The organism is Euzebya pacifica, from assembly GCF_003344865.1.
GTDB lineage: Bacteria > Actinomycetota > Nitriliruptoria > Euzebyales > Euzebyaceae > Euzebya > Euzebya pacifica.
Genome location: NZ_CP031165.1, coordinates 3,508,192 through 3,528,986 on the forward strand (window position 1 = coordinate 3,508,192; position 20,795 = coordinate 3,528,986).

Genomic DNA, 20,795 nt, shown 5'->3' on the forward strand with positions numbered 1-20,795 from the left:
CTCCTCTCACCATGACCCGTCGCACCTCCACGGCGATGCTCGCGCTTGTCGCGCTGCTGAGCATCGCCGCCATCAACCCGCTGCAGTACATCGATGCCTGGACCGCCGAGGCTCGCGCCCACGGCCACAAGCTGGCCTACGCCGCCTCCGCGGAGATCCCCACCGAAACCGTGTCCGACATCCCGTGCGTGAACGGCATGGCAGGCGAGTTCGCCTGTGACGGCATCGACCTGCTCTCGTTCATGCCGTCCTCCGCGTTCGGTGGTGCCGTCGGCGATGCCGTGGCCAGTGCCGACGTGCTCGGCTTGATCTCCGGCAACTCCGACGTGTGGGGCTGGACCGACACCCTGGACACCGAGGACACCGTCGACGACCAGGAGTACGCCATCATCGGCCACTCCCAGGGGACGGCGTTCATCCGCGTCACTGACCCCTACAACCCCGTCTACATGGGTTCGGTCCCCAACACCGCCGCCGGCCAGCTGATCTGGCACGACATCAAGGTGATCGACAACTACGCGCTGATCGTCTCGGAATCGGTCCCGCACGGCGTCCAGATCTTCGACATGACCCTCCTGCGGTCCATCCCCGACGCGGTCGTGGCCCCCTCGCCGCTGCCTGTCACCGGCTTCTATCCCCTGAGCGTCGCCCAGCACAACGTGGTGACCAACGACGACACCAACCGGGCCTACATCGTCGGTGGCGGCTCGATCGTCGGCGTCGACCCGGTCTGCGGTGGCGGGCTGGAGATCCTCGACTTCGTGGCGGGCGCGACGCTGACGCCGGCGGGCTGCTACGACACCGAGGGCTATGTCCACGACGCCCAGTGCGTGACCTACGAGGGACCGGACACCGACTACACCGGACGCGAGATCTGCCTGCTCTTCGCCGAGCAGGAGATGTCCATCGTGGACGTCACCGACGCCGCCAACCCGACCCGCATCGGCGCGCCCCTGGAGTACAACCACGCCTACACCCACCAGGGCTGGTTCACTGAGGACTTCCGCTACGTGCTGATGAACGACGAGCTCGACGAGCAGGAGCTCGCCGAGGTCACCCACACCCGCACGCTGGTCGTCGACACCTCCGACCTCGATGCCCCCACGTTCGTCGGTGAGTTCCAGCGCGATGGCTCCGATGGCAACCCGGTCACCGTCTCCATCGACCACAACAACTACACCCACGACGGGATGGCCTTCCAGTCCAACTACGAGTCCGGCCTGCGGGTCATCGACCTGGGTTCCCTGGACCGTGACGAGGACCAGGACGGCAAGGCGGACTGGGACGAGATCGCCTTCTTCGACACCTATCCGGCCGACGACGCCAACCCGGGCACCGAGTTCAACGGCACCTGGTCCAGCTACCCCTACTTCGACTCCGGCACGATCGTGGTGTCCGGCATCGGCGAGGGCATCTTCTTCCTGAAGCTGCAGGACGACGTCGGCCCCGCCGAGTAGCGCCAGCAATCCGATCGACGCCCCCAGCGCCAACCGCCGGGGGCGTCGTTGCGTTCACCGCAGAAGTTCCGCTGATCGGGAGGAATCCGGCAGACGGCCGTCGAACCCGCCCGACATGACCCGTCGAACGTCCTCCGTCCTGATCGCCCTCGTCGCGCTCCTCGGCATCGCCGCCGCCAACCCCATGGCGCTGCTCGAGCAGCTGATGGCCGAGCAACGCGCCCACGTCCACAAGCCCGGCTACGCCGCCACGGCCGAGATCCCCACCGACACGGTGACCGACGTGCCGTGCAAGGACGGCAAGGCGCTGGACTTCGCCTGCGACAACGTCGACCTACTGGCGTTCTGGCCCTCCGCGGACTTCGGCGGGATCCTCTCGATGGACCCGACCGGCCAGGTGTTCTCCGGCAACTCCGACGTGTGGGGCTGGACCGACGCCGACACCGGCACCGAGATCGCCATGATCGGCCACGCCAACGGCACGGCGTTCTTCCGGGTCAACGACGGCACCGACGCCGAGTACCTCGGCAGCGTCGTCAACACCGCCGCCCAGCACGCCATCTGGCACGACATCAAGACCGTCAACGACCACGCGCTGATCGTCTCGGAGTCCGCCCCCAACCACGGCATGCAGGTCGTCGACCTCAGCGCCCTGGTCGACGCACCGGCCGTCCCGGCGGGTACGCCCCTGCTGCCCGACGCGATCTTCACCGGCTCGGGCAGCCAGCACAACGTCGTCACCAACGACGACACCGACTTCGCCTACATCGTCGGTGGCGGGCTGAAGCTGCGGACCCCCATCGGCGGCATCGGCATCGCCTCGGAGTGCGACGGTGGCCTGTTCATGATCGACATGGCCGACCCCCTGAACCCCGTCGACGCCGGCTGCTACGAAGGCGACGAGTACATCCACGACGCCCAGTGCGTCACCTACGCCGGCCCCGACACCCGCTACACCGGCCGCGAGATCTGCGCGACGTTCTCCGAGGACTACATGTCCTTCGTCGACGTGACCGACAAGGCCAACCCGCAGACTGTCGGGCGGCTGGGCTACGACGACACCCAGTACACCCACCAGGGCTGGTTCACCGAGGACTTCCGCTACGTGCTGATGAACGACGAGCTCGACGAGATGCGGGCGAGCAACGTCACCCACACCCGCACGCTCGTGATCGACGCCACCGACCTGACCGCCCCGGTCCTGCACCACACCGCGATGCGTGACGGCACCGACGGCAACCCGGCCACCCCGTCGATCGACCACAACAACTACACCCACGAGGGCCTGGCCTACCAGTCCAACTACACCGCCGGCCTGCGGATCATCGACATGGACGGGCTGGACGCCGCCACGCCAGTGTGGGACGAGGTGGCGTTCTTCGACACCTACCCCGCCGACGATGCGGCCACGTTCAACGGCACCTGGTCCAACTACCCGTACTTCGACTCGGGCGTCATCGTGGTCTCGGGCATCGGCGAGGGGATCTTCTTCCTGAAGCTTGACGATGCCGTGACCTCCACCATCGAATAGCCACACGCATGCAGGGGTAGGGTCCGCAGCGATGAGCTACGACCCCACCGAGAACATCCCAGCAGGTGCTGCCGGCGGCAGCGCCCCCGCCACCGTCGGCCCCGACGGCGCCCCGACCGCAGCCACCCCTGCAGCGGGCCTTGCCGAGGGGCCGGCGCGCCTGACCCCGGCAGAGGTCGACGAGAACCGGGCCGACGACATCGCCTCCGGCAACGGCTGCGTCGTCGCCCTCCGGTTCCGCGACCCGCTGATGGCCCAGGAGGCCCTGCTGGCCGCCATCCGGCTGCGCACCAAGGGTCGCCTCGGCCTGCAGGATGCCGCCATCGTCGCCAAGGAGGCGGGTGGCAAGGTGCGCATCCAGCAGACCAAGGACCTGGACACGATCCAGGGTGCCTCCGGTGGCCTGTGGCTGGGCGTGCTCGCCGGCCTGTTCGTGCCCGGCGGCGTGCTGATCGGGGGCGCGCTCGGTGCTGCCGTGGGTGGGCTGTGGGCCAAGCTGCGGGACATCGGCATCTCCGACAAGCGCATGAAGGAGCTCGGCGACGAGCTGCCCGAGGGCGAGGTCGCCCTGTTCATGCTGGTCGACGATGCCCACCGCTACCACGCGCTGGCCGAGCTCCGCCGCTTCCCGGCGACGCTGTTCTACTCCACGCTCGGCGAGGCCGACCGGGCCAGCGTCACCGAGTCGCTGGCGTCCGGCATCACCGACGAGGGCTACTGACCCTCGTCGTCCCCGCGGGCGGTGGCTCGGCCGTCGTGGCGGGCCGCCAGCATGTCGAGGGACTGGTCGAGCATCCCGCCGAGCTGTCGACGGGCCAGCAGCTTCAGCGCGATGGCCTGCACCGCGCCCCTCGGGCGCTGGCGCGAGGTGATGGTGACGTCGGTCCCGCCGTCGGCAGCGGGTTCGAGGACGACCTCGACGGTGGTGTCGATGGCGACGGCTGGCGCGGGTCGCCCGTCGAGCTCCTCGGCGACGTGACGCCATGCGAACCGAGTCGGCTGCTCGGCGGTCACGATCTCGGTGGTCACCGCCGACCGCTGCGACCCCCAGGACCCCAGCAGGACCCGGGTGCCGGGTGCGGGCTCCTCCACCTCGTCACAGAAGGCGTACCACTCCGCGAACCGCTGCCCGTCGACGAGGTCGGGCCAGATGGCCTCGGGGGTCGCGTCGACGTGGCTGGTCCTGGTGACCTCGCGCATGGGTGTCTCCAGTCCCGCGGTCAGGCGGCGGCGAGCGCGTCGAGGGCCCGCTGGGCCAGCTCGGGCCGGCAGATGATGAGGTCGGGCAGGTACGGGTCGGCCCGGTTGTAGCGGAGGGGGTTGCCGTCCAGGCGCGAGACGTGCAGTCCTGCGGCGAGCGCCACCACAGCCGGGGCGGCGCTGTCCCACTCGTACTGTCCGCCGGCGTGGACATAGGCGTCGGCGACCCCTCGGACGACCGCCATGGCCTTGGCGCCCGCGCTGCCCATCGGCAGCAGCTGCCCGTCGAGGGCTGCGCGAACCCGTTCGGCCTGGGCCGGCGGTCGGGTGCGGCTGACCACGATCCGCGGGGGCCCGTCGACCGCAGCCGGCACCATCGGCGCATCGTCGGTGCCGAGGGTCAGGCCCATCGCGGGCAGCGCCACCGCACCGGCGGTCAGCTCCTTCCCGCGCTCCCAGAGGGCGACGTGGACCGCCCAGTCGTCACGTGGCGGCTCGCCGAACTCGCGGGTCCCGTCGACCGGGTCGATGATCCACACACGGTCCGCCGACAGCCGCACGTCGGTGTCGACGGCCTCCTCGCTCAGCACGGCGTCCTCGGGGAAGCAGTCGCGCAGCTGGGCGGCGATGAAGACCTGCGAGCCGGCGTCCCCGGCGTCCTTGAGGGCCTGGCGACGGGACACGGGGTCGGGATGGGCGTCGCGCATGCGCACCAGCAGCTCGCCGGCTTCGGTGGCGATGCGTCGCGCCTCGCGATGATCGGTGGGAGTGGCCATGGGTCAGGTTCCTCGGGCGGTGTGGGCGAGGACGGCCAGCGCGATGTTGTCTCCCGCGCCTCCCTGTCCCGCAAGGTCGACGAGCGCACGAACGGCCGCCTCGGGCGCGAGGCCGGTCACGGCCGGTCCGATGGCGTCCAGGTGGGTGAAGTTGGTCAGGCCGTCGCTTGCCACGACGACGACGTCGCCGTCGACGAGCTCGGTGACGGAGTGGTCGAGCGAACCGGCCATCTCGGGGGCGCTCAGCCGGTCCCCCATGAACCGGTGGCGGTCGCGGGTGACCTGGGTGGCCACGCCGTCCCGCACGACGATGACCGCGGAGTCGCCCACACCAGCGGTCTCCAGCGTCCCGGCGCCGTCGTCACCGCGGGCGACGATCGCCAGCACCATCGTGGACCTGGTGCCGCGGCTGGGACCGGTCAGCTGGCGACGGACCGCCCGCATGTGCTCGTTGGCCTCGTGGAACGCGATGACCGCGGGGCGCTTGTCGAGCCGAGCCGGCAGCGGGTCGGGCAGCGCGTCGAGCAGCCCGTCGACCAGCGCATGGCTGCCCTCGTGGCCGTTGTGGCCGTCGGCGACGACCAACGCCGTCACCCCGCCCTCACGGACGACCGCCACGACGTCCTCGTTGGGGTCCACGTACTCGTAGCGCTTGGGATGGGGACCGCGGGTGATCCCGATCGCCAGGTCGTCGGCAGGCGTCAGGACCTCCACGACGCCGACGTCGGTGAAGTCGCGGCCCAGCAGGATGGCGTCCATGGCCCGAAGGGTAGTGGCCGTCGGAGAAGGTGGAAGAATGCCGCCATGATCAAGTGGCTGGACGTGGGCGTGGAGGCAGAGGGGTTCGTCGCGGTCGGTCAGCACGCCGTCGGCGTGATCGCGATCGGGCAGGTGGCCACGGGTGTCGTGGCGATCGGCCAGCTGGCCCGAGGGGTGATCGTGGTGGGCCAGCTCGCCGCCGGCATCATCGTGCTCGGACAGCTGTCCCTCGGGGTGGCGTGGAGCGCCGGCATGGTCGGGATCGGCGCCACGTCGCCGGGATGGCTGGTCCTGCCGCTGCTCGGTGGGTCGCGTGGCAGCCGGGTCGACCTCGTCTCCGGCCCCCGGCTGGTGGTGGGCCTCGTGGTCCTCGTCGGCCTGGCCGCAGCGTGGTGGCTCGGGGTCGGGCAGAAGCTGGTGGACGTGCTGCTCGGCGACGGCGGGATCCTACAGCCCGAACGGCAGCTTCGCTGACGGCCCAGGCCGTTCGGTTCGGGTGCACGGCGGCCAGCGGGGCAGACTCGCGACATGGCACGCAACCCCGACGACGACCCGAAGGCCCCCTCCCCTGCCCTTGGCAGCCGGGCCAGCCGGGCGGGTGACCTCGCGAAGTTCTCCGCCAACGCCGGGGTCGGCATGGTGGCGGCCCGCCTGCGGCAGATGGCCGGCAACGACGACGCCGCCGACGCCTTCCATGGCCGCACGGCCCAGCAGGCTGCCGAACTGCTCGGCTCGATGAAGGGGCTGGCCATGAAGATGGGCCAGATCGCCTCGTTCGTCGACGTCGACCTGCCCGAGGAGGTCCGCGACACCTACCGCGACCAGCTCGCGGCGCTCCAGGCCGCCGCCCCGGCGATGGACACCGCGGTGATCGCCGAGGTGATCGAGGAGCAGTACGGCGCCCCTCCCGAGGACGTCTTCGCCACCTGGGACCCCGAGCCGCTGGCCAGCGCCTCGATCGGGCAGGTCCACCGCGCCACCCTCCCCGACGGCACCGAGGTCATCACCAAGGTGCAGTACCCCGGCATCGCCGAGGCCATCGAGCACGACCTGGACAACGCCGAGGTGCTGGCCCCCCTCGTGAAGGTCGTCAGCCCGAACCTGCAGGTCAGGCCGCTGATGACGGAGCTGCGCGACCGGATGCGCGACGAGCTGGACTACCAGCGGGAGGCGCAGTACCAGCACGCGTTCGCGCAGCGCTACGACGGCCATCCGTTCGTCCGCATCCCTGCCGTGCACGCCGACTGGTGCCGACCCCGGGTGCTCGTCGCCGACTACGTCCGCGGGGCATCGTTCGAGACGATGCTGCAGACGGCCACCGAGGAGGCGAAGCAGCGCTACGCCGAGGCGATCTACCGGTTCTCCTTCGGGTCGCTGCACCGGTTCCGGCTGTTCAACGGCGACCCGCACCCGGGCAACTACCTGTTCCCCGGCGACGGGACCGTCGTGTTCGTGGACTTCGGGGCGGTCAAGGCGTTCAGCTCCGAGACCCGTTCGCTGATCCGCCGCCAGCTCGCCCCGCTGTGGGAGAACGACACGGCCGCGCTGATGGACGTCTTCGACGAGGCCGGTTTCTTCCCCGGCACCCGTCCGGACCCCGAGCGGCTGATGGAATGGTTCCGCTTGTTCAACCGGCCGGTGGTCGACCACGAGCCGTTCACCTACACCGCCGAGTTCGCCCGTGCCGTCATCACCGCGACGTCGGACCCACGGGGTGGGTACCTGGACATGATCCGCAAGCTGAACCTGCCGCCGGACTACCTGGTGCTCAACCGGATCCAGTGGGGCGTGAACTCGATCCTGGCGATGCTCGGCGCCACGAACCGCTGGCGATCCATCTCCGAGGAGTTCTGGTTCGGCGCGCCGCCGGCGACACCGATGGGCGAGGAGGAACGGCCGTTCATCGACGCGTCGCCGTACTTGGCGTGATTCCTGCCCACGCCGCGTGCGATTTCGGCGCGAGAGGTGTCCTAGTCACCCACGAGAACAGACGCGGTTCTGTGTCGAGCCGGGGTATCCTCAGGCCGATCAGGGGTCGCACACCCGTCCCGCGGGGTTGAGTTCCCCTCCGCAGGCTGCACACAATGCGACTCCGACGAGCCCCGGAAGGTCCGCCGATTCGATGAAGAAGTTCCTGTTCACAGCGCTGGCAGTGGCGCTGCTGGTCCCCGCCGTACCCGGCGGAGCCCAGCTACCGGTCGGGTCCACCCCGACCCCGACCCCGACGCCGACTCCCACGGCGACGACGGCGGCCACGACCTCCACGACGCCCCAGCAGATCTACGCCGGTCGCACCTCGACCCGCGGCCTCGCCCTGACCATCGCCGGCCAGGGCCTGCGCGCGGGTGTGACGACCACCAACGTGGCGTCCGACACCACCGACACCTGCACCGGGCTGGCCTGTGCCACCGCTGCCGGTGTGGCGGAGCCCTTCGGTGAGACGGCGACGTCGACCACTCCCGGTGGCGAGCCCACCGCGTCGGTCGAGGTCGCCAACCTGGACGCCTTCGCCGGCGCCCTGGACGGCGTGATCGGTGCGGCCACGGCCACCACGACCAGCGGCCCGGCCGCTGACGGCACCGCCAACGGCCTGACCGTCGACGTCACCCTCACCCAGACCGTCGTCGGCCAGCTCCCCGCTGAACTCACGGGGCCCCTCAACGACGGCCTCGGACAGATCGCCGAGGCGCTGCAGCCCCTCGCCGACGGCGACCCGACGGGCATCGTCAGCGGCGTCACCGACCAGCTGACCGTCCTGCTGGACGACCTGGCTGCCGGCCCGCTGCTGCGCATCCAGGGCGGACAGTCGACGTCCAACTCCACCTTCGACGACGGCACGGTCACCTCCACGGCCGCCACCGAGGGCGTCATCATCACCCTCCTGCCGACGCCGGAGTCCACCCCGCTGCTGCCCGAGGGCATCGCGGTCATCGAGGTCGGTCGCTCGACCGCGGTCGCCACCGCCGACGGCACCAACCCGGCCACCGCCGACGCATCGGCGTCGATCGCCAAGATCACGCTGCTGCCGGGCATCCTCGACGCCCTGCCGGACCTGGACCCGGGCGAGGCCGAGGGCCTGCCGCTGGAGGACCTGCTGGACCTGCTGCCGGAGGAGATCACCGACCTCCTGCCCGAGCCCATCACGGGCCTGCTGGGCGGCGGCGGCTCCGAGGAGCCGACCGCGACCCCGACGGCGACCACCACCGAGGAGGAGGGCGGCCCGCTGGACGACATCCTCCCCCGGTCGATGTACATGCAGGCCGACGAGGACTCCGGCGGCTTCGTGATCAACCTGGAGACGGGCACCGAGACCACCTGCATCCTCGAGGGCACACCCCTGGAGACCTGCATCACCCTCGGCGGCACCAGCCAGACCTTCAGCGAGGACAACCTCGGGGTCGGCGTCCTGGCTGCCGGTGCCGACGTCTCCCTGCTCCGCGCTGACGGCCAGGGCCAGGTCGAGATCTCGCTGGCTCGGTCCGAGGCGGGCGCGGCTGCCGGGTTCACCCAGGTGACCCCGCCGACCCCCACGCCGACCCCGACCCCCCAGACCGGCCTGCCGGCGACGGGTGGCGGCACCTCGTTCCTGGTGCCCGCGCTGATGCTCATGGGCATCGGTGGGACCGCGCTGTTCGGCCTCCGTCGCCGACGGAGCTGAATCTCCTGAGCCGACCACGGCTGTCAGCAGCGACGACCCCCTGGGTCGTCGCTGTTGCGTTGTCCGGGCTCCTGGGCGCGTGTGGTGGCCCATGGACGCCGGAGTCCGCAGACGGCCTCCTGAACGATCTGGAGGCCGCTGGGCTCGTGGAGTGCGTCGAGCGCCGCAACCCCCTGCCCGACATCGTGACCTGTGTCGGTCCCACCGAGCCGGTCTCGCCGGACGCCGATGCCGACGAGTCCACGGGTGTCCACGCGAGCCCCGACCTGACCGTGGTCCTCACCGCCGACCCGGCCGGGGCACTCCGAGGCACCCGCACGGGCGGCGGACCATGGATCGTGGGCGATGACTGGATCGTGATCGCCTACGACAACGACCTCGAGCGGTTGACCGAGATCCGCGATGCCATAGGTCACGGCGACCTGTACAGGGACATCGACGAGGTCCCGGTCCGAGTCGACGACTGACGGACGCTGCCCGAACGGCGAAACCCCCGCCGGGGCGGGGGTTTCGAGGGGAGGCCCGAGCCGGAATCGAACCGGCGATAAGCGAGTTGCAGTCGCATGCCTTACCACTTGGCCATCGGGCCGTGATGGACGGGGAAGTGTGACACGACGTCGGGTGCGCTTCAAACACCCATGACGTCCGATCAGCCAGCAGCCTCCCGTCGACGACGAACACGACCGACCGCGATCCACGTCGCGAGGAAGCCGACGCCGAACCCGGCGTTCATCCACGCGGGAAGCCGCTCGCCCTTCATGGCCCAACCGGCCACGATCGCTGCCACCCCTGCCTCGAGGAGGAGGAAGAGCGGTAGGTTGCGTCGCCAGGCGATGCGCAGCAGGCCGGCCGTGGTCGGCACGGCCGCCACGTACCCGGCGGTGAGCAGCGCGGTGGAGGTGTCCATCGCCCTCGACCCTATCGGGCCGTCCCGTTTGCTGCGCCGGCCCGGGCGGGGCACGATCCGCACGATGTACGACCGCGACCTCGCCGAGTTCCACGACGCCCACGCCGGCGAGCTGGCCCGCGAAGGCGCGTCGACCATGGTCGCCCACCTGCGCGCCGCCGGGTGGACCGGGGGCACGGTGGCCGACCTCGGCTGCGGCGGCGGCATCGCATCACGCGTGCTGGTCGACGCCGGCTTCGACGTGGTGGCGGTCGACCCCTCCCCTGCCATGCTGGCCATGACCCGGGACCGGGTGCCGGAGGCGACGACGGTCGAGGCCACCATGGCATCGGTCGCGCTTCCCGGCCGGCTGGTCGGCATCGTGGCGCTCGGCGAGGCGTTGGCCTACGACCTGACCATCGACCTCGACGAGACGCTGGAGGCCTTCCACGCGGCACTCCGACCCGGCGGGGTGGTGCTGCTCGACGTGCCCGGTCCCGGTCGCCACGGCGCGGAGGAGGAGTCCACCCTGGTGCAGGACCGGGGCGGGGTGTTCCTGTCGGTGCAGACGACGTCGGAGCGGTTCCGGACCACGCGACGGATCACCCTGTTCACGCGCAACGGCCGCAACGGCAACTATCGGCGGCACGACGAGACCCACGAGCTGCGGCTGTACCCGGCGCAGGACGTGCGGACCGGGCTGGCCCGCGCCGGGTTCGTCGCCGTGCGGCCCGTGGCGCGATACGGCAGCTGCGCGTTGGAGTTCGGCGAGCACTGGCCCGCCTTCGTCGCTGCCCGCCCGTAGGAGGGTTCACCGCGGTCAGCCACCACGACGAACGGCGGCCACCCATGGGGTGACCGCCGTCGACGTTGGCTGACTGCTTGTGGGTGTCCTAGAAGGACGGCAGCTCGACGCCGCACTCCTCGGAAACGTAGTTGGTGATCTCGTCCTGATCGGCCTCGTCGGGGGAGTTGATGATGTCGGAGATCTCCTCCGGGGCCGCAGCCTCGGCCTCGGTGACGAGCTCCTCGACGCGGGCGGTCAGTGTCTCGATGTCGTCGGTCTCTCCCTCGGCTGCGCCGGCGATGGCGTCGTTGGCGAGGGTGACGAACTCTTCCATGATCTCGCAGAAACGGGCCGCGTCGCCGCCGCTCGTACCGCTGCCGCCGCACGCGACGGCGAACATGGCCAGGGCGATGGCCATAGTGATCAAGCGCATGGCAAGGACCTTTCGGGGTGGGGGCTTGGGCTTTGCGTCCGGGCACCATACGACGGATGGGCCCGGTCGGTCCCACACGGTAATCGCTCGGTCACCGATGTGGGCGTGGCCATCGGGTCGCGTCCAGCGGGACCGGGGGGCTACGATCGGCCGCCTTGCGGGCCGGTAGCTCAATGGTCAGAGCAGTCGACTCATAATCGATTGGTTGCGGGTTCGAGCCCCGCCCGGCCCACGCGGAGCGCTCGCTGGCGCTCGCGATGTGTCCTGTGGCGTCGCCACGGACGTCCGCGTGGGGTTCGCCCAGCCGTCCTCCGCTCCGCTCGGGCCGTTCGGGCCACGGAGGCCAAGGGCCCACCCCCTCGATGGGCCTGTGGTCGCCTGGGGGTTGTGTTCTGGGGTGAGTCGTGTCGTAGTGGTGGGGTAGGTCGTCCGTTCGAGTCGAAGGCACGTCCATGCGTCGCATCACCCTCCTGTTCGTCATCCTCCTGCTGGCCGTCGCGTGTGGCTCCTCCGAGGTGGCGGACGAGCCGAGCCCTGCGGGGGCGGCCGATCCCGGGGACGGTGATCAGGACGCGGCGACGCTGTCCATCGTCGACTTCGCGTTCGGCGCGATCGATCCGGTCCCCGCAGGTACCACGGTCCGGGTGGTCAACGCGGACGACGCCACGCACACGTGGACTGCGGCGGACGGGACGTTCGACTCCGGCCGGATCGATGGCGGCGGGGAGTTCACCACCACAGTCGACACCCCCGGCGAGTACGCCTTCATGTGCTCGATCCATCCGTCGATGACCGGCACCCTCGTCGTCACCGAGTGAGTCGCGGCCGGCCCGACCCAACCGAGCAGGATCGAAGAAGCGGTCGCCACTCCTCTCCTCCTACCGTCGCCCCACACGACGACGAACAGGAGCGAAGGATGAAGACGATGACGTGCCGCGACCTCGGTGGACCGTGCGACGAGCGATTCACGGGCAAGAACCACAACGAGGTCATCCAGGCGCAGGACGCGCACCTCAAGGAGGTGGTCGCCGCGGGCGACGAGACCCACCGCGAGGCCCTGGAGGAGATGAAGGGCCGTTGGAAGCGGCCGATCTCCGGGATGGGCTGGTACCGACAGGTGAAACGGGACTTCGCTGCCCTGCCCGAAGGGGCCTGACGGTAGGGTGAGGGCCCTGACCGCCTGCCTCCGCAGGCGACCACGAGAGGCAGATCATGGGCCCCCTGGACCAGCATCCGATCGGGTCGGGCTTCCGTGCGAAGTCCACCGCCGCTGAGGTGATCGACGGCATCGACCTGTCCGGTCGAATGGCTGTGGTCACCGGCGGCTACTCAGGCATCGGCTTGGAGACCGTTCGTGCGTTGGTGACGGCGGGCGCACACGTGACCGTCCCGGCACGCCGACCGGACGTCGCACGGGACGCCTTGGCGGCGTTCGGGGACGCCGTCGACGTGGCGCCCATGGACCTCGCCGACCTCGCCAGCGTGCGGCGCTTCGCGTCCGACTGGTCGAGCTCCGCCAGGCCGTTGCACCTGCTGGTCAACAACGCCGGGATCATGGCCTGTCCCGAGGGGCGGGTGGGGCCCGGCTGGGAGATGCAGATGGGTGTCAACCACCTCGGCCACATGGCCCTGTACCTCGGCCTCGAACCCGCCCTGGTCGACGCGGCGGGCGCACGGGTGGTGGCGCTGTCCTCGATCGGCCATCGCATCGGTGGCATCCAGTGGGACGACCCGCACTTCACCTCCACCCCCTACGACAAGTGGCAGGCCTACGGGCAGGCCAAGACCGCCAACGCGCTGTTCGCCATGGGTGTCGACGCTCGTGGTGAGGACCGGGGCATCCGCGCGTTCTCGGTGCATCCCGGCGGCATCTTCACCCCGCTGCAGCGCCACCTCCCCGAGGAGGAGATGGTCGCCCTGGGCTGGAAGAACCCCGACGGCACCGTCCCCGAGGCCGTCCAGCAGGCCTTCAAGACCCCCGAGCAGGGCGCGGCGACCACGGTCTGGGCCGCCACGTCGGCACAGCTCGACGGGCTCGGTGGGCTGTACTGCGAGGACGTCGACGTCGCCCCGCTGGCGGGCGCCGTCAGCCCGGGTCACCAGCACGTCCGTCCGTGGGCGTGCGACCCCGAGGCGGCCGAGCGGCTGTGGACGGTCAGCCAGGAGTGGCTGGCCGACGCCTGATCAGAGGGTGGCGCCGTCGTCGAAGGGCTCGGTGCCCAGTAGCCCGAGCCGGAGTCACCCGGGATGCCCGGGGTGACGGTTAACACGTCGTGGTTCCAGCCCTCGTTGTCGGTCCCGTCGCTCATCAGGGCGCCTTCGGGTCGTCGATCGGGTTCTCCACAGATGCGGAATGCGGCGGTCTCGATGTCACACCCGACTCGTACACTTGTTCCATGAAGGTCGAGCTGGATCGAGCGCCGGGTGGAGGGTCCTCCGCCGGTGTCGGTGTGCTCGATCCGGTCGACTCCGTGGTCGCCAAGCTGCGGCAGGTCGACCGGTTGATGGCCGAGGTTCTTCGAGGGATCCAGCAGGCCGGCGGCGTCTCGCGTGACGGCCTGCCCGCCCGGCGACTCATCGGCCTCGCCGCCGACGTGACGGGTGCCGAAGCCGCGTTCCTGGAACGGTGCGTGCAGACGCTGTCGGCCATGCCCGAGACCTGGCAGGCCTTCGACCAGGGCTGCCTGTCCTGGTCCCAGGTCCGCACCATCGTCATGGCAGCCCGCGACCTGTCCGTCGCCCAACGACAGACCCTCGACGACCAGCTCGCCGCCGCCGTCGGCACCGCCCGAGACGTCGAACCCGACCGGATCGGCGACATCACCGCCGACCTCGCCTGGCGCATCGACCGACAGGCCGTCGACACGGCCGCCGAGACCGCCCCCGACCATGCGTCGGCGGTCTGCCAGCCCTCCTTCGACGGCTGGGGCGACTGGTACATCCACGCCGACCCCGAGCTCAACGCCGTCCTCGGCCAGGCCATGAACGCCGCCGCCAACCGACCCACATCCGCACAGGCACCCGCAGGCCACGACCACCACCTCGACAACCCCAACGACGCGGTTGGCGACGACGACCTGACCGCCGACGTATCAGACGACGACGTTGCCCGCGATGACGAGGGCACACCGATCCCCAAGAAGTACCGGGACACCCGGCCACGACGGGTCCAGCTCGCCGAGGGCCTGTACCGGGCGCTGAGCGAGTGGCTCGCCACCCCCGCACCCGGACGGCCCGCCCGACCCCGCCTGTCGGCCATCGTCGACGTCAAGGACCTCCTCGCCGACAGTGACGACCCGGATGGTCGCGCGACCGGGCGGTTGTTGTGGCAGACCGCCGGCGGATCCACCCGCATCAGCCGGGTCACCGCCCAGGCCTGGGCGTGCGACGCCACCCTTGTGCCGATCATCACCGACGGCACCCTGGTGATGGCCGCCGGCCGGGGTGACACCCCGGTCACCAAACCCCTCCGTGATGCCCTCGACGCCAGGGACCAGGGCTGCCGGTTCCCGGGCTGTCGGGCGCCGGCACGGTGGACCGACGCCCACCACGTCATCCCACGGCCCGGCCCGACCGACACCACCAACATGCTGTTGTTGTGTCGCCGCTGCCACCTGCGGGTCCACGCCCCCGGCTGGACCCAGACCCTCCAGCCCGACGGCACCTACATGGTCCAGAACGGTCGCACCCGGCTGGTCTCCCGACCGCCGCTACGACCCACCCAACCCAGACCGACCCAACCACGACCGACCTGACCCGCACCCCACCGACCAGGTGGGGCCATCGGCGCGTCCGCAAGCACTGTTCGTGGACACCAGCGTCGGCCGGGCGGATGATGAGGCGATCGGGTCCCGACCGCTCGGGCCCACGTCTCCTGGAGGCAGCTGATGGGTGAGGGACCCGTGGCGTTCGTGGTACGCCCCGACGAGGGCACGCACCTGCGGGGGCCGGCCGGCGGCCCCTCGATCATCAAGGCCCGCGCCGAGACCACCGGTGGCGTCTTCGCCTTCCTGCAGGTCGGCGTCGGTCCGGGTCAGGGGCCACCCGAGCACGTCCACGCCAACGAGGACGAGATGTGGTTCGTCCACCTCGGCGACTTCCGGTTCCTCACCGACGGACGACTCCTCGACGCCCCGGAGAAGTCGTTCGTGTTCGTCCCCCGCGGCACCTCGCACTGCTTCCAGAACGTGACCGACGAACCGGGTGAGGTCCTGGTCATGTTCACCCCGGGCGGCATGGAACGCTTCTTCGAGCTGCACGCGGCCCTGCCGGCCGGTCCCGCCGACCCAGCCGCCTACGGCGAGATCGCCGCCGCCTGTGCCATGACCGTCACCGGTCCCCCGCTGGGCACGAGACCACCCGGATGGGAGGCCACCCGCCTGGAGGTCCCGAGCACGAGCACACCACTGACACCGCGGTGAGCGCAGCCGGCCGGCGGGCCCTGCCGGGCACCGGCCACATCGGCGACACTCCCAACCGACATGCAGGACTTCACCTTCACCACACCCATCTGGGAGCACGACGGCAACGCGTCGTGGCACTTCGTGACGCTGCCGGAGGAGGACAGCGACCACATCCTGGAGGTCACCGGCGGGGCCGCCCGCCGGGGCTTCGGCTCGGTCCGTGTCGAGGTCAGCATGGGCAGCTCGACCTGGCAGACGTCCCTGTTCCCCGACAAGGGCCGGGGCTGCTACATCCTGCCCATGAAGAAGGCGGTGCGGACCGCCAACGGGGTGGGCGACGGCGACGAGGTCACCGTCACCGTCCGGCTGGTCGACCTGTAGGCCGGACGACCGTCGAGGTCGTCCGGCGCACCCACTCCCCTACTGGCTGACGAAGCTACTGGCTGACGAAGTCGGCCAGCACCCGGTTGAAGGTCTCCGACGGCCGCATGGCCGCCGACGCCCTGTCGGCGTCGGGCGCGTAGTAGCCCCCGATGTCCATGGACTGGCCCTGGACCTCGTTGAGCTCCTGCACGATCGTGTCCTCCTGCTCGCCGAGGGCGGCGGCGAGCGGGGCGAACCGCTCGGCCAGCGCCGCGTCCTCGGTCTGCTCGGCCAGCGCCTGCGCCCAGTACAGCGCCAGGTAGAAGTGCGAACCGCGGTTGTCCAGCTCGTTGACCTTGCGGGACGGGGACTTGCCCTCGTCCAGCAGCTTCTCCGTGGCGGTGTCCAACGCGGCACCGAGCACCTTGGCGCCGGCGTTGCCGGTCGTCTCGGCCTCGTGGTCCAGCGACACGGCCAGCGCGAGGAACTCACCGAGGGAGTCCCACCGCAGGTGGTTCTCGGCCTCGAACTGCTGCACGTGCTTGGGGGCCGACCCACCGGCACCGGTCTCGAACAGGCCACCGCCGTTCATCAGCGGGACGATCGACAGCATCTTGGCCGAGGTACCCAGCTCGAGGATCGGGAACAGGTCGGTCAGGTAGTCGCGCAGCACGTTGCCGGTGACGGAGATGGTGTTCTCGCCCTTGGCGGCACGGTCCAGCGTGAAGCGAGTCGCGTCGGCCACGTTCATGATGCGGATGTCGAGGCCGTCGGTGTCCTCCTCCGCCAAGTAGGTGTTGACCTTCTCGATCAGCTGCGCGTCGTGGGCACGGGTCTCGTCCAGCCAGAAGATGGCCGGCCAGCCGGTGGCACGCGCACGGCGGACCGCCAGGGACACCCAGTCGCGGATGGGGGCGTCCTTGGCCTGGCAGGCACGCCAGATGTCACCGGCCTCGACCTCGTGGGACATCAGCACGTTGCCGTCGGCGTCGACGACCTTGACGGTGCCGTCGGCCGGGACCTCGAAGGTCTTGTCGTGGCTGCCGTACTCCTCGGCCTTCTGCGCCATCAGCCCGACGTTGGGGACGGTGCCCATCGTGGTCGGGTCGAACGCGCCGTGGGCCCTGCAGAACGCCACGGTCTCGGCGTACAGGTCGGCGTAGGAGCTGTCGGGGATGGTGGCCTTGGTGTCGTGCAGCTCGCCGTCGGGGCCCCAGTCCTGTCCGCCGTCGCGGATGACGCGGGGCATCGAGGCGTCGATGATGACGTCGGAGGGCACGTGCAGGTTGGTGATGCCCTTGTCGGAGTTGACCATCGCCATGTCGGGGCCGTCGGCGATGCGCTGCTCGATGGCGGTGCGGATCTCCGCGGCGGTGTCCTCGGGCAGGCTGTCGAGCGCCGACAGGACGCCCCCGAGGCCGTCGTTGGGGTTGGCGCCGGCCTGCTCGAGCTGCTCGCCGTACTTCTCGAACACGTCGGCGAAGTACACCTTCACGGCGTGGCCGAAGATGATCGGGTCGGAGACCTTCATCATCGTGGCCTTCAGGTGCAGGCTGAACAGGACGCCCTTGTCCTCGGCGTCGGCGATCTCGGCGGCCAGGAACTCCTGCAGGGCCTTCGCGCTCATGTACGTGGCGTCGACGACCTCGCCATCGAGGACGGGCACGGACTCGCGCAGCACGGTCTCGGTGCCGTCGGCGGCCTCGTGGACGATCCGGAGCTCACCGGCGGACTGCACGGTGACCGACTGCTCGTTGGAGCGGAAGTCGTCCTCACCCATCGTGGCGACGTGGGTGGACGAGTCGCTGTCCCAAGAGCCCATGCGGTGCGGGTTCTTGCGGGCGTAGCCCTTGACGGCGGCAGGCGCACGACGGTCGGAGTTGCCCTCGCGGAGCACCGGGTTGACCGCGCTGCCCTTCACCGAGTCGTAGGTGGCCCGGATGGCCTCCTCCAGGGGGGTGGCGGGCTCGTCGGGGTAGTCCGGGAGCTCGTAGCCCTGCGCCTGGAGCTCCTTGATGGCGGCCTTCATCTGCGACAGCGACGCGGAGATGTTGGGCAGCTTGATGATGTTGGCCTGGGGGGTCTTGGCCAGCTCGCCCAGCTCTGCCAGGGCGTCGTTGACCTGCTGCTCCGGCTCGAGGTGGTCGCCCATGGCGGCGAGGATGCGGCCGGCCAACGAGATGTCCCGGGTCTCGATCTGCACCCCGCACGCCCCGGCGAACGCCTCGATGATCGGCAGGAACGAGTACGTCGCCAGCGCAGGCGCCTCGTCGGTGTGGGTGTAGATGATGGTGCTCATGGGACTCTTTCGTCTCTGTGTGCGGTGGGCGAGATTCGAGCGGATGCTACCGAGCGGCCGAGGGATCCGCCGATCCCAGCAGGTCCTCCATCGCCGAGGTCGCGGCGGCGATCAGCGGGGCGGTGTCCTCACCCTCCCGCGAGCGCATCGCCAGGGTCATCAGCAGGCTGGTGAGCGCCCAGGCGATGGCCTCCACACCCTCGGGTGTGTCGACCTCCCCGGCGGCAGCGGCGCGGCGGACGCCTTGCACGATCGCGTCGTGCAGCTCGGCCATCTCCGGGGGAAGGTCCTCGGGCGAGGGTGCACCGGAGGGGTGGCCCTCGGAGGACGACGGGACGGGCTGGGTCCAGGTCGTGTCGCCGACCGGCGGGTCGTCGAGCAGGCGGGACACCATGCGCAGCAGGTCCTCGCGCAACGACGTGCCGCTGCGAATGGCCACCAGCAGCGGGTCGAGGGCCTGGCGGGTGGCCCGGGCCGCACGTCGCGCCACCCGGAACCCCTCGAGCACCAGCGTGCCGGCCGACCGGCTTGCCGCCTCCACGACCTCGCCCATCAGCGCCTCGAACGAACCGTTCGCCGTCGCCGCACGCCACTGTTCCTCCGCTGACATGCCCTCCGCTGACTTCGTGCGGTCGGTCGTGCCCCCGTCGGCGTGGTCGGTCATGTCCCCGATGATGCGCCGAACAGCCCGTCGGAAACCAACCGACCTCGCTGCGTCGCCACGAAGACGGTATTGGTTCCCGCCTGGAGGCAGGAAAACACCAGGTCGACCGCGAACCGGGGGGCATGCGCACCAAGACCGCTTCTGCTCTGATCGCCATCGTGGCGCTGCTCGGCATCGCTGCCGCCGACCCGCTGGCCCTGCTGGACGAGATGCGGACCCACGTCCACAAGATCCCCGAGGTCTCCCAAGCCGTGCCGACCGAGTCGCTGGGCCAGACCCCGTGCGTCGACGGCATGGCCGGTCCGTTCCCCTGTGACGGGATCGACCTGCTGTCGTTCACCCCGATCAGCGAGTTCGCGGGGCTGCCCACCTACGCACCCGGCCTGTACAGCTCGATCCGCGGCTCCGACGTGTGGGGCTGGACGTCCCCCGAGACGGGCGACGAGTACGTGCTGTTCGGCAAGACCAACGGCGTGGCGTTCTTCCGCGTCACCGACCCGACGGCCCCGGTGTACCTGGGCACCATGCTCAACACCGCCGCTGCCCAGCTGGTCTGGCAGGACATCAAGGTCTACGACAACAAGGCCTATGCCGTCAGCGAGTCCAACCCCCACGGCATGCAGGTCTTCGACCTGTTCCGCCTGGACGGTGTCACCGACGCGCAGGACTGGGTGATGGACAGCTTCTATCCCCTCAACGTCGCGGCCCACAACCTGGCCATCAACGAGGAGACGGGCTTCGCCTACATCGTCGGTGGCAACGCCGGACTGGCGGCCGAGGACCAGTGCCGTGCCGGCCTCCACATCGTCGACCTGAAGACCCCCGTGCCCACCTTCGCCGGCTGCTACGTCGAGGAAGGCGGCGTCGGCGTCGTCGGTTCACTGGTCGGTCCCCTCGGGGCGCTGTCGCGCTACGTGCACGACACCGAGTGCGTGGTCTACCGCGGTCCCGACGCGGACTGGTTCGAGCACGAGATCTGCTTCAACAGCTCCGAGACCCACGTCGCCATCGTCGACGTCACCGACAAGCTCGCCCCCAGCCACATCGCCACCGTCGAGTACGACCGGACCGAGTACGCCCACCAGGGCTGGCTGACCGACGACGGCCGCCACTTCCTGATGGGTGACGAGCTGGACGAGGACGCCAACGCCGGCATGCCCACCCGCACGCTCGTGTTCGACGTCGAGGACCTCGACAACCCGACGTGGCAGGGCACCCACTACGGCCAGTCGCAGTCGATCGACCACAACATGTACATCCGCGACGGGCTGGTCTACCAGTCCAACTACGCCTCGGGCCTGCGGGTCGTCGACCTCTACGACATCGACGACGTCGACAACGACCCCACCAACGGCAACGAGCTGGAGGAGGTCGCGTACTTCGACGTCTTCCCCGACAACGACGGCACGAGCTTCTCGGGAACCTGGTCGAACTACCCCTACTTCGACTCGGGCACCGTGGTCATCAGCGGCTACGACGGCCTGTGGCTGGTGAAGGTCCAGGACGAGGTGTTCGACGACATCGTCGCCGCCCGTCCCGACCACGACCTGGCCGACCGCTAGGCCCAGCCGCGGTTCAG

At 70.2% G+C, this 20,795-nt stretch carries 22 protein-coding genes and 2 tRNA genes; 16 read left to right on the forward strand and 8 right to left on the reverse strand.

The window, feature by feature from the left end:
• The first annotated feature begins 11 nt into the window (after nucleotides 1-11).
• The 3 genes from DVS28_RS14995 to DVS28_RS15005 all read left to right on the forward strand — a co-directional run bounded on the left by DVS28_RS14995 (nucleotide 12) and on the right by DVS28_RS15005 (nucleotide 3,709).
• Nucleotides 12-1,457, forward strand: a complete 1,446-nt coding sequence (locus DVS28_RS14995) for a choice-of-anchor B family protein (RefSeq protein ID WP_114592177.1) — start codon at nucleotides 12-14, stop codon at nucleotides 1,455-1,457.
• 115 nt (nucleotides 1,458-1,572) lie between these two features.
• On the forward strand, nucleotides 1,573-2,988 hold the full coding sequence (locus DVS28_RS15000) for a choice-of-anchor B family protein (RefSeq protein WP_114592178.1): 1,416 nt from the start codon (nucleotides 1,573-1,575) through the stop codon (nucleotides 2,986-2,988).
• 31 nt (nucleotides 2,989-3,019) lie between these two features.
• Nucleotides 3,020-3,709 (forward strand): DUF1269 domain-containing protein, encoded by a 690-nt coding sequence (locus DVS28_RS15005; RefSeq protein WP_114592179.1) that lies wholly within the window; start codon nucleotides 3,020-3,022, stop codon nucleotides 3,707-3,709.
• Here the strand turns inward: DVS28_RS15005 and DVS28_RS15010 are convergent.
• Genes DVS28_RS15010 through DVS28_RS15020 form a run of 3 tightly spaced genes read right to left on the reverse strand, consistent with a single transcriptional unit; the run spans nucleotide 3,703 to nucleotide 5,723 of the window.
• A complete protein-coding gene (locus tag DVS28_RS15010) occupies nucleotides 3,703-4,188 on the reverse strand; it encodes an SRPBCC family protein (RefSeq protein WP_114592180.1) in 486 nt (161 codons plus the stop codon). The two genes, DVS28_RS15005 and DVS28_RS15010, sit on opposite strands and share 7 nt — an antisense overlap.
• Nucleotides 4,189-4,208: 20 nt before the next feature.
• On the reverse strand, nucleotides 4,209-4,964 hold the full coding sequence (locus DVS28_RS15015; protein WP_114592181.1) for a 3'(2'),5'-bisphosphate nucleotidase CysQ: 756 nt from the start codon (nucleotides 4,962-4,964) through the stop codon (nucleotides 4,209-4,211).
• A 3-nt stretch (nucleotides 4,965-4,967) separates the two neighbouring features.
• Nucleotides 4,968-5,723, reverse strand: coding sequence for a PP2C family protein-serine/threonine phosphatase (locus tag DVS28_RS15020; RefSeq protein WP_114592182.1), 756 nt, complete (start codon nucleotides 5,721-5,723; stop codon nucleotides 4,968-4,970).
• Nucleotides 5,724-5,768: 45 nt separating this feature from the next.
• Here DVS28_RS15020 and DVS28_RS15025 point away from each other — a divergent pair, with 45 nt between their 5' ends.
• The 4 genes from DVS28_RS15025 to DVS28_RS15040 all read left to right on the forward strand — a co-directional run bounded on the left by DVS28_RS15025 (nucleotide 5,769) and on the right by DVS28_RS15040 (nucleotide 9,848).
• A complete protein-coding gene (locus tag DVS28_RS15025; protein ID WP_114592183.1) occupies nucleotides 5,769-6,197 on the forward strand; it encodes a hypothetical protein in 429 nt (142 codons plus the stop codon).
• Between the two features lie 54 nt (nucleotides 6,198-6,251).
• Nucleotides 6,252-7,652 carry an ABC1 kinase family protein gene (locus DVS28_RS15030; protein ID WP_114592184.1) on the forward strand — a complete coding sequence of 467 codons (1,401 nt, stop codon included), beginning with the start codon at nucleotides 6,252-6,254 and terminating at the stop codon, nucleotides 7,650-7,652.
• Between the two features lie 193 nt (nucleotides 7,653-7,845).
• Entirely contained in the window at nucleotides 7,846-9,381 is a 1,536-nt protein-coding gene (locus DVS28_RS15035) for an LPXTG cell wall anchor domain-containing protein (RefSeq protein WP_114592185.1), read from the forward strand.
• A gap of 59 nt (nucleotides 9,382-9,440) precedes the next feature.
• Entirely contained in the window at nucleotides 9,441-9,848 is a 408-nt protein-coding gene (locus DVS28_RS15040; protein WP_164710581.1) for a hypothetical protein, read from the forward strand.
• Between the two features lie 51 nt (nucleotides 9,849-9,899).
• Here DVS28_RS15040 and DVS28_RS15045 read toward each other — a convergent pair.
• Together DVS28_RS15045 and DVS28_RS28480 are read right to left on the reverse strand one after the other, a co-directional pair.
• Nucleotides 9,900-9,970: transfer RNA gene (locus DVS28_RS15045), tRNA-Cys, on the reverse strand.
• A gap of 60 nt (nucleotides 9,971-10,030) precedes the next feature.
• Complete coding sequence (locus DVS28_RS28480; RefSeq protein WP_164710582.1) at nucleotides 10,031-10,288, reverse strand: hypothetical protein; 258 nt, start codon at nucleotides 10,286-10,288, stop codon at nucleotides 10,031-10,033.
• 64 nt (nucleotides 10,289-10,352) lie between these two features.
• Between DVS28_RS28480 and DVS28_RS15050 the strand changes: the two genes are divergently transcribed.
• Nucleotides 10,353-11,072, forward strand: a complete 720-nt coding sequence (locus DVS28_RS15050) for a class I SAM-dependent methyltransferase (RefSeq protein WP_164710583.1) — start codon at nucleotides 10,353-10,355, stop codon at nucleotides 11,070-11,072.
• 88 nt (nucleotides 11,073-11,160) lie between these two features.
• Here DVS28_RS15050 and DVS28_RS15055 read toward each other — a convergent pair whose 3' ends face one another.
• Nucleotides 11,161-11,487 carry a hypothetical protein gene (locus tag DVS28_RS15055; protein ID WP_164710584.1) on the reverse strand — a complete coding sequence of 109 codons (327 nt, stop codon included), beginning with the start codon at nucleotides 11,485-11,487 and terminating at the stop codon, nucleotides 11,161-11,163.
• A 159-nt stretch (nucleotides 11,488-11,646) separates the two neighbouring features.
• Here DVS28_RS15055 and DVS28_RS15060 point away from each other — a divergent pair.
• The 7 genes from DVS28_RS15060 to DVS28_RS15090 all read left to right on the forward strand — a co-directional run bounded on the left by DVS28_RS15060 (nucleotide 11,647) and on the right by DVS28_RS15090 (nucleotide 16,271).
• Nucleotides 11,647-11,719 (forward strand) — tRNA-Ile (locus tag DVS28_RS15060).
• 220 nt (nucleotides 11,720-11,939) lie between these two features.
• Nucleotides 11,940-12,305 (forward strand): cupredoxin domain-containing protein, encoded by a 366-nt coding sequence (locus tag DVS28_RS15065; RefSeq protein ID WP_114592189.1) that lies wholly within the window; start codon nucleotides 11,940-11,942, stop codon nucleotides 12,303-12,305.
• A gap of 98 nt (nucleotides 12,306-12,403) precedes the next feature.
• Nucleotides 12,404-12,643 carry a DUF1059 domain-containing protein gene (locus DVS28_RS15070; protein WP_114592190.1) on the forward strand — a complete coding sequence of 80 codons (240 nt, stop codon included), beginning with the start codon at nucleotides 12,404-12,406 and terminating at the stop codon, nucleotides 12,641-12,643.
• A 56-nt stretch (nucleotides 12,644-12,699) separates the two neighbouring features.
• Nucleotides 12,700-13,671 carry an SDR family NAD(P)-dependent oxidoreductase gene (locus DVS28_RS15075; protein WP_114592191.1) on the forward strand — a complete coding sequence of 324 codons (972 nt, stop codon included), beginning with the start codon at nucleotides 12,700-12,702 and terminating at the stop codon, nucleotides 13,669-13,671.
• 212 nt (nucleotides 13,672-13,883) lie between these two features.
• Nucleotides 13,884-15,242, forward strand: a complete 1,359-nt coding sequence (locus tag DVS28_RS15080) for an HNH endonuclease signature motif containing protein (protein ID WP_114592192.1) — start codon at nucleotides 13,884-13,886, stop codon at nucleotides 15,240-15,242.
• Nucleotides 15,243-15,374: 132 nt separating this feature from the next.
• Nucleotides 15,375-15,908, forward strand: coding sequence for a cupin domain-containing protein (locus DVS28_RS15085; protein ID WP_114592193.1), 534 nt, complete (start codon nucleotides 15,375-15,377; stop codon nucleotides 15,906-15,908).
• A gap of 60 nt (nucleotides 15,909-15,968) precedes the next feature.
• Nucleotides 15,969-16,271: a DUF1905 domain-containing protein gene (locus DVS28_RS15090; RefSeq protein WP_114592194.1), complete on the forward strand. Its 303-nt coding sequence runs from the start codon at nucleotides 15,969-15,971 to the stop codon at nucleotides 16,269-16,271.
• Between the two features lie 55 nt (nucleotides 16,272-16,326).
• Here DVS28_RS15090 and DVS28_RS15095 read toward each other — a convergent pair whose 3' ends face one another.
• Both DVS28_RS15095 and DVS28_RS15100 read right to left on the reverse strand, forming a co-directional pair.
• Complete coding sequence (locus DVS28_RS15095) at nucleotides 16,327-18,552, reverse strand: NADP-dependent isocitrate dehydrogenase (RefSeq protein ID WP_114592195.1); 2,226 nt, start codon at nucleotides 18,550-18,552, stop codon at nucleotides 16,327-16,329.
• Between the two features lie 46 nt (nucleotides 18,553-18,598).
• Nucleotides 18,599-19,216: a hypothetical protein gene (locus DVS28_RS15100; protein WP_114592196.1), complete on the reverse strand. Its 618-nt coding sequence runs from the start codon at nucleotides 19,214-19,216 to the stop codon at nucleotides 18,599-18,601.
• A 122-nt stretch (nucleotides 19,217-19,338) separates the two neighbouring features.
• Here DVS28_RS15100 and DVS28_RS15105 point away from each other — a divergent pair, with 122 nt between their 5' ends.
• Entirely contained in the window at nucleotides 19,339-20,778 is a 1,440-nt protein-coding gene (locus tag DVS28_RS15105) for a choice-of-anchor B family protein (protein ID WP_114592197.1), read from the forward strand.
• Nucleotides 20,779-20,795: the final 17 nt, after the last annotated feature.